General features: G+C 66.4%; 5 protein-coding genes. 4 read left to right on the forward strand and 1 reads right to left on the reverse strand.

From position 1 onward, the window contains the following. The coding region (locus BUA29_RS09380) for a transposase family protein (RefSeq protein ID WP_143148880.1) at positions 1-273 on the reverse strand (273 nt) is incomplete at its 3' end. 46 nt (positions 274-319) lie between these two features. On the opposite strand from BUA29_RS09380, the gene BUA29_RS09385 reads away from it, so the two are divergent. From BUA29_RS09385 to BUA29_RS12455, 4 genes are all read left to right on the forward strand, one after another. After that, a complete protein-coding gene (locus BUA29_RS09385) occupies positions 320-619 on the forward strand; it encodes a response regulator transcription factor (RefSeq protein WP_072756319.1) in 300 nt (99 codons plus the stop codon). A 258-nt stretch (positions 620-877) separates the two neighbouring features. Next, the gene (locus BUA29_RS09390) at positions 878-1,405 is read left to right on the forward strand and encodes a chemotaxis protein CheW (protein WP_072756335.1); all 528 of its coding nucleotides are present in this window, start codon (positions 878-880) and stop codon (positions 1,403-1,405) included. 32 nt (positions 1,406-1,437) lie between these two features. Next, the gene (locus BUA29_RS09395; protein WP_072756320.1) at positions 1,438-3,453 is read left to right on the forward strand and encodes a methyl-accepting chemotaxis protein; all 2,016 of its coding nucleotides are present in this window, start codon (positions 1,438-1,440) and stop codon (positions 3,451-3,453) included. 81 nt (positions 3,454-3,534) lie between these two features. Further along, the coding region (locus BUA29_RS12455; RefSeq protein WP_245770537.1) for an Hpt domain-containing protein at positions 3,535-6,065 on the forward strand (2,531 nt) is incomplete at its 3' end.

Genomic DNA, 6,065 nt, shown 5'->3' on the forward strand with positions numbered 1-6,065 from the left:
CGCCTGCGAGGTCTTGCCGCACTCGCGGCAGGCCACGCGCGGCACCCGGCAGTGGATGAAGGCCTTGAACTGGAAGAAGTGCAGATGCTGCCAGGTGCGCTCCACCCGGTCGTGCACCGGCTGGTCCGCCGCCCCGCAGACCGGACAGGCCAGCCGGGCCGTATCGCACGACACCTCGAAGTGGATCGCCCCCTCATCCGGACGAAACGACACGCTGTCTACCGCCCACGGCGGCGTCAGCCCCAAAGCCTGGGTGAAGAGTTGTTCTTGCATCCGCCAAGGCTGACATCATCCGGCGGCCCGTTCCACACCAGACGCGATGGAGCCGCATCAGGTCATCGCGGCTGGCAATGCCGAGGACGGGATTGCCGCCTGCCGGCGGGAAAAGCCGGATCTGGTGTTGATGGACGTGATCCTGCCTGGCATGAACGGTTTTCAGGCCACCCGCACCCTGACCCGGGACGCCGAAACCAGCCATATCCCGATCCTGATCATCAGCACCAAGGGGCAGGACACCGATCGGGTCTGGGGGTTGCGTCAGGGCGCCAAGGACTACATCACCAAACCGCCGCGCGAAAGCGATCTTCTGGCGCGCATCAACGCACTGATCGGGCACTGAGACGGGGCTGCGGCCATGGCCAAGCGCAACAAGCACAAGCACAAAGGGCAGCCACAGGCGGTAGCAAGTGCGCCTGCCGGTACGGTGCCGCCGTCGGGGCCGGATGCGGTGGTGGCGCACGGGGCGCAGGAGGCGTCGCAAGACGTGCCGCCCGCCCAGTCGCAGGAAGCTGCGTCTGCTTCGGATGCGCCAGCGGTCGAGCAGCACGAGCAGCACGAGCAGCGAGTCGAGCCAGCACGGCGGTTGGCGCTGCGCCAGCTGTCGCCGTTTTTGATTCTGGCCGAATACGAGGCGCGCAGCCTGGCGCATGTGGTCGGCCTGCCCGAGCAGCTGGATGCCCCAGGTCTGTGGCGTGGCGTGGCCTATCGGATCGGGCGGTATCGTCTGGCGTCCGGTTTCGATGAGGTGGTGGAGATCCTGCCCATGCCGGCCCTGACCCATGTGCCGGGTGCACAGCCCTGGTTGCTCGGGGTCGCCAATATCCGCGGCAGCCTGCTGCCGGTGGTGGATCTCAAACAGTTTCTGGAAGGCGAGCGCACCGTGCTGCACGAGCGGCAGCGCGTGCTGGTGGTGCGTCAGCCGGGCGGCGATGTCGCCGTCACCATCGACGAGCTGTACGGGCAGCGCAGCTTCGTCGAGTCTCAGGCGATCGATGCCAGTGCGCTGGTGCAGGGGCGGTACGCCCACTTCGTCGATCGCGCCTACCGTATGCAGGATCAGGACTGGGGCGTGTTCAGCCTCGAGCGTCTGGTTCGCACCCCTGAATTCCGCCAAGCCGCCGCCTGAACAGCGGACACCAAGAAAGCCGAGGTCGCACGATGAGCACGTTGATGGATACCGTTGCCGGCAAGGGCCGCACACTCAGCACCAACTTCTGGATCTGGCTGCTGGTCGGGTCGCTGCTGGTATTTGCCGGTAACACGTTGTACGCCACCACCAAGGCATCACGCCTGGGTGGTGCCAGCACTGCGGCGTCACGCCTGCAGCTGAACTCGCAGCGTCTCGCCAACCAGGGACGTGAGGCGGTCGACGGTAATGCCCAGGCCTTCGAGGCGTTCAAGGCAACCAAGAGCGAGATCGATGCCGACATCAAGTGGCTCAATGACCGCTTCGGCGATTCCCCGGACGTGGCCGGACCGATCGGCACCGTCACCGCGACCTGGGCGCCGCTGGCCAAGCGTGCGGAAGAAGTGCTGGCTTCGCAGCAGGCGGTGCTGGCGCTGTCCGGTCGTGCCGACAGCTTCACCAGCAAGGTGCCGCAGCTACAGGCGCAGATGAACGAAGTGGTGCGGGGGTTGGCCTCGGGCGGCGCCAGCTCGGCACAGGTGTTCACGGCGCTGAATCAGGTGGTGACCTCGGCTTCGATGGCACGCCGGATTGCCGAGCTTCGCGCTGGTGGTGAAGGAGCCCAGGTGGCGGCGGATGCACTGGGGCGCGATGCGGCGGTGTTCGACCGGCAGATGAATGTGCTGCTCAATGGCGGCCCGGACATTCCCAAGGTGACGGCGGTGGGGGCGCTCGGGCCGCTGGCTCAGGCCAATACCCTGTGGCAGGGGATGAAGAAAGACCTCGATGCCATCATCGGTGACTCGCGCCGGCTGATCGGTGCGCAGGAGTCGGCGGCTGCGCTGGCCAGTGGTTCTGACAAGCTGCTGGCCGATAGCGAGAGCCTGTTTGCGGCATTCACCTCGTTTGGTTCGCTCAAGGACACCAGCATCATCGGGGGCGTCTGGGTCAGCATCCTGTCTGGTGCGCTGTCGCTGTTCTCCATCGGCGGCCTGTTGTGGGCACTGAACCGTGCTCAGCGCATCCGCTATCAGACCACCAAGGAACTGAACGATCGCAACCAGGAGGCCATCATGCGCCTGCTGGACGAGATGGGGTCGCTCGCGGAAGGCGACCTCACCGTGAAGGCGACGGTGACCGAGGACATGACCGGCGCCATCGCCGACGCGATCAACTTCGCGGTGGAGCAGCTGCGCACCCTGGTGCAGACCATCAATGACACCGCCGTGCAGGTCGCGGCCAGTGCTCAGGAAACCCAGGCCACCGCCCTGCAGCTGGCGGAAGCCGCCGAGCACCAGGCGCAGGAAATCAACTCCGCGACCGATCGCATCAACGAAATCGCCGCCAGCATTAACCAGGTGTCCCGCGACTCCGCCGATTCGGCCGAGGTGGCACGTCGTTCGGTGCAGATCGCGACCAACGGTGCGGGCGTGGTGCGGCAGACGATCGCCGGCATGGACAGCATTCGCGATCAGATCCAGGAAACCTCCAAGCGCATCAAGCGTCTGGGTGAAAGCTCGCAGGAAATCGGTTCGATCGTGGAACTGATCAACGACATTGCCGAGCAGACCAACATTCTGGCGCTGAACGCGGCCATCCAGGCGGCCTCGGCCGGCGAGGCAGGCCGCGGCTTCGCGGTGGTGGCCGACGAGGTGCAGCGTCTCGCGGAACGCTCGTCGAACGCGACCAAGCGCATCGAATCGCTGGTGCAGACCATTCAGGCCGACACCAACGAAGCCGTCAGCTCGATGGAGCAGACCACGTCAGAAGTGGTGGCCGGTGCGCGCCTGGCCGAGGACGCCGGGACCGCGCTGGGCGAGATCGAAAAAGTGTCGGCCGATCTTGCGCAGCTGATTGAAGGTATTTCGGAAGCGGCGGCCCGGCAGTCGCATGCGGCCACCGACATCACCCAGACCATGGCCACGATCCGGTCGATCACCGCGCAGACGGCGCAGGGTGCCAGCCAGACCGCGGAATCGATTGGCAACCTGGCCCAGCTTGCCGCTGACCTGCGTCGTTCGGTCGCCGACTTCAAGCTGCCGGCGTGATGTCGGGTGGAAATGGAAACGCGGAATGAATAGCACCCTCCAGGCCAGCTCCAGTGCAGCGGGCCCCAGCGGAGTCGCGTCATGACCAGGGCAATACGGGACGCCATCGACCACACTGCGCTCGGCTGGGTCAAGCCGGAAATCGACGAGGCCCTGCGGCAGGCGCGTATCGACCTGGAAACCTTTGCCGAGGCCCCTGGCGAGACGGCGCCGCTGCAGACCATCGTCGATCACCTGCATCAGGTGCAGGGCACGCTGCGGATCCTGGAGTTGCAGACGCCCGCGATGGTGGCTGGGGAGCTGGAGCAGCTGGCTGTCGCCTTGCATGATGGCAAGGTGTCGGCGAGCGACGACGTGCTGGCATTGCTGATGCGAGGCATGGTCCAGTTGCCCGACTACCTGGAGCGTCTGCAAGGTGGGCACCGCGACATTCCGATCGTCCTGCTGCCGCTGATCAACGAGCTGCGTGAAGCTCGTGGTGAATCCCCGCTGGGGCAGGATGCACTGCCTGCCATGCTCGAGCCGCCCACCGAAGAGGAACTCGAGCATGCCCGCAGCAGCCTCGCCGGGCGCAACCGGGCACTGTTCGATACCGTGGCCTCCGCGCTCAAGGAAGACCTGCTCAAGGTCAAGGATGCGCTGGATCTGTTCCTGCGCGGTGCCCGCGACAATCTTCAGGAGTTGCTGGTTCAGGCCGAGGCGTTGGGCAGGATCGGCGACACCCTGGCGATGCTGGGCTTGGACAGTGCTCGCACGGTCATCCAGGAACAGCGCCAAATCGTGCACGAAATCGCCACCGGCATCCGGCCGTTCGATGAGGGCGAACTGCTCGGGGTGGCCGAAGCATTGCTCTACATCGATCATTCGCTGGATGATCAGGTGGCACGGCTGGGCGTGGCGGCCAACGTCGGCGACGACCCGGCCAGCCAGGAAGCACGCAACGTCATGGAGGCGCTGACCCGCGCCGCCATCGGTAACTTTGCCCAGGTGCGCCAAGCGTTCGTCGCTTTCGTCGAGACCAACTGGGACCATGTCCAACTGGAACCGGTGCCGCGCCTGCTGACCGAGGTGGCCGGCGCGTTGCGGATCCTCGAGCGGCCGGAACCCGCCGGGTATCTGGATGCCTTGCGGGAATTCACCGCACAGGAACTGATCCACCAGCGGCAGGTGCCGACCGGGCAGGCGCTGGACACGCTGGCCGATGCCCTGGCCGGCATGGAGTATTACCTCGAATCCCTGCACGACCCGCTCGGTCAGCGGCAGGATCTGCTTGGCAAGACCCGCGCCAGTCTGGAAGCGCTTGGGTACTGGCCGATTCCGGAGCGTGCCGCACCGGCGGCCGACAAGGGGGCCCCGGCCATGCCCGCGTCGCCGGAAGAGCAGGCGCAGGCGGGTGTGACCACGGTCGATGCCGCAGACGCCGCTGGCGCGGCGGGCGAGTCGTCGGCTGTCGAGCCCGCGCACGAAGTCGAAGATCAGGGCGTCGCAGCAGCCCCGGATGAGGTGGAGGTCAAGGTGGCCATGCCGGAGCAGCCAGTGAATGCCGGGTTCGAATCAGCCGGCGACGAAATCGACGACGAGATCCGCGAGATCTTCCTGGAAGAGTTCCAGGAGGAGATCGGCAACCTCGACGCCCTGCTTCCGGCCTGGCGCTCGGCCCCCGCCGATCTCGAGGCGCTGCGTCCGATCCGGCGCGTATTCCATACGCTCAAGGGCAGCGGTCGTCTGGTCGGCGCCAAGGTGCTGGGCGAGTTTGCCTGGCACGTCGAAAACATGCTCAACCGTGTGCTGGACGGCTCACGTCCGGCCAGCCCGGCGGTGGTGGCGTTTGTCAGTCAGGCGCATGCGCTGCTGCCGCAGTTGCATGCCGCATTGCGGGGTGACGCCGCGCTGCGGGTGGACATTCCGGCACTGGAAGCCGTGGCCGATCGGCTGGCGGCGGGTGAAGACGTGCTGGTGGAGTCTGCGCCAACGGCATCGCTGCAGGAGGAAGCGGCGGTCGTCGAAGCGGCAGCGCCTGCATCAGCGCCAGCCGCGGACACCGTGGCCGTACAGATCGACGCCGTCTTGCTGGAGATTCTGGTCAACGAGGTTGGGGCCCATCTGGCCACCGTGGAGGCCTGGCTTGCGCGGGCGCAGGCGGGCGATGCCACGGTCGATTCCGGCTTGCTGCGTGCCCTGCATACCCTGAACGGTGCATTTGCGATGAGCGAAGTGCCGTCGGTGACGGCGGTGACATCGCCTGCCGAGGGGTATGTCAAGCGTCTGCTGGCGGCACACAAGCCCGCCGATGGCGATGGTGTGGCGGCACTGGCCGAGGTGGTGGCGGCGGTGCGTGCTGCCACGGCTGCCTTGCAGGCCACGCCCGATCAGGTGCCGGTGTTCACCGCACTGGCGGCACGGCTGGCGGCGCTGCGTGACCAGTTGCCCGAGGCGACGCTGCGGTTTGAAGACGCGTATGCGCCGGTGCAGCCGCAGGAGGAGCACGCGGACGAGACGGCACGTCGCGAAGCCGAACGTCGCGAAGCCGAACGTCTTGAGGCCGAACGTCTTGAGGCCGAACGTCTTGAGGCCGAACGTCTCGAAGCCGAACGTCTCGAAGCCGAACGTCT

This window comes from Thermomonas hydrothermalis, assembly GCF_900129205.1.
GTDB classification, from domain to species: domain Bacteria; phylum Pseudomonadota; class Gammaproteobacteria; order Xanthomonadales; family Xanthomonadaceae; genus Thermomonas; species Thermomonas hydrothermalis.

Excerpts from the sequence above, each read along its gene's own strand:
- BUA29_RS09385 (WP_072756319.1), top strand. The coding sequence starts at position 320 with ATGGAGCCGCATCAGGTCATCGCGGCTGGCAATGCCGAGGACGGGATT.
- BUA29_RS09395 (WP_072756320.1), top strand. The coding sequence starts at position 1,438 with ATGAGCACGTTGATGGATACCGTTGCCGGCAAGGGCCGCACACTCAGC.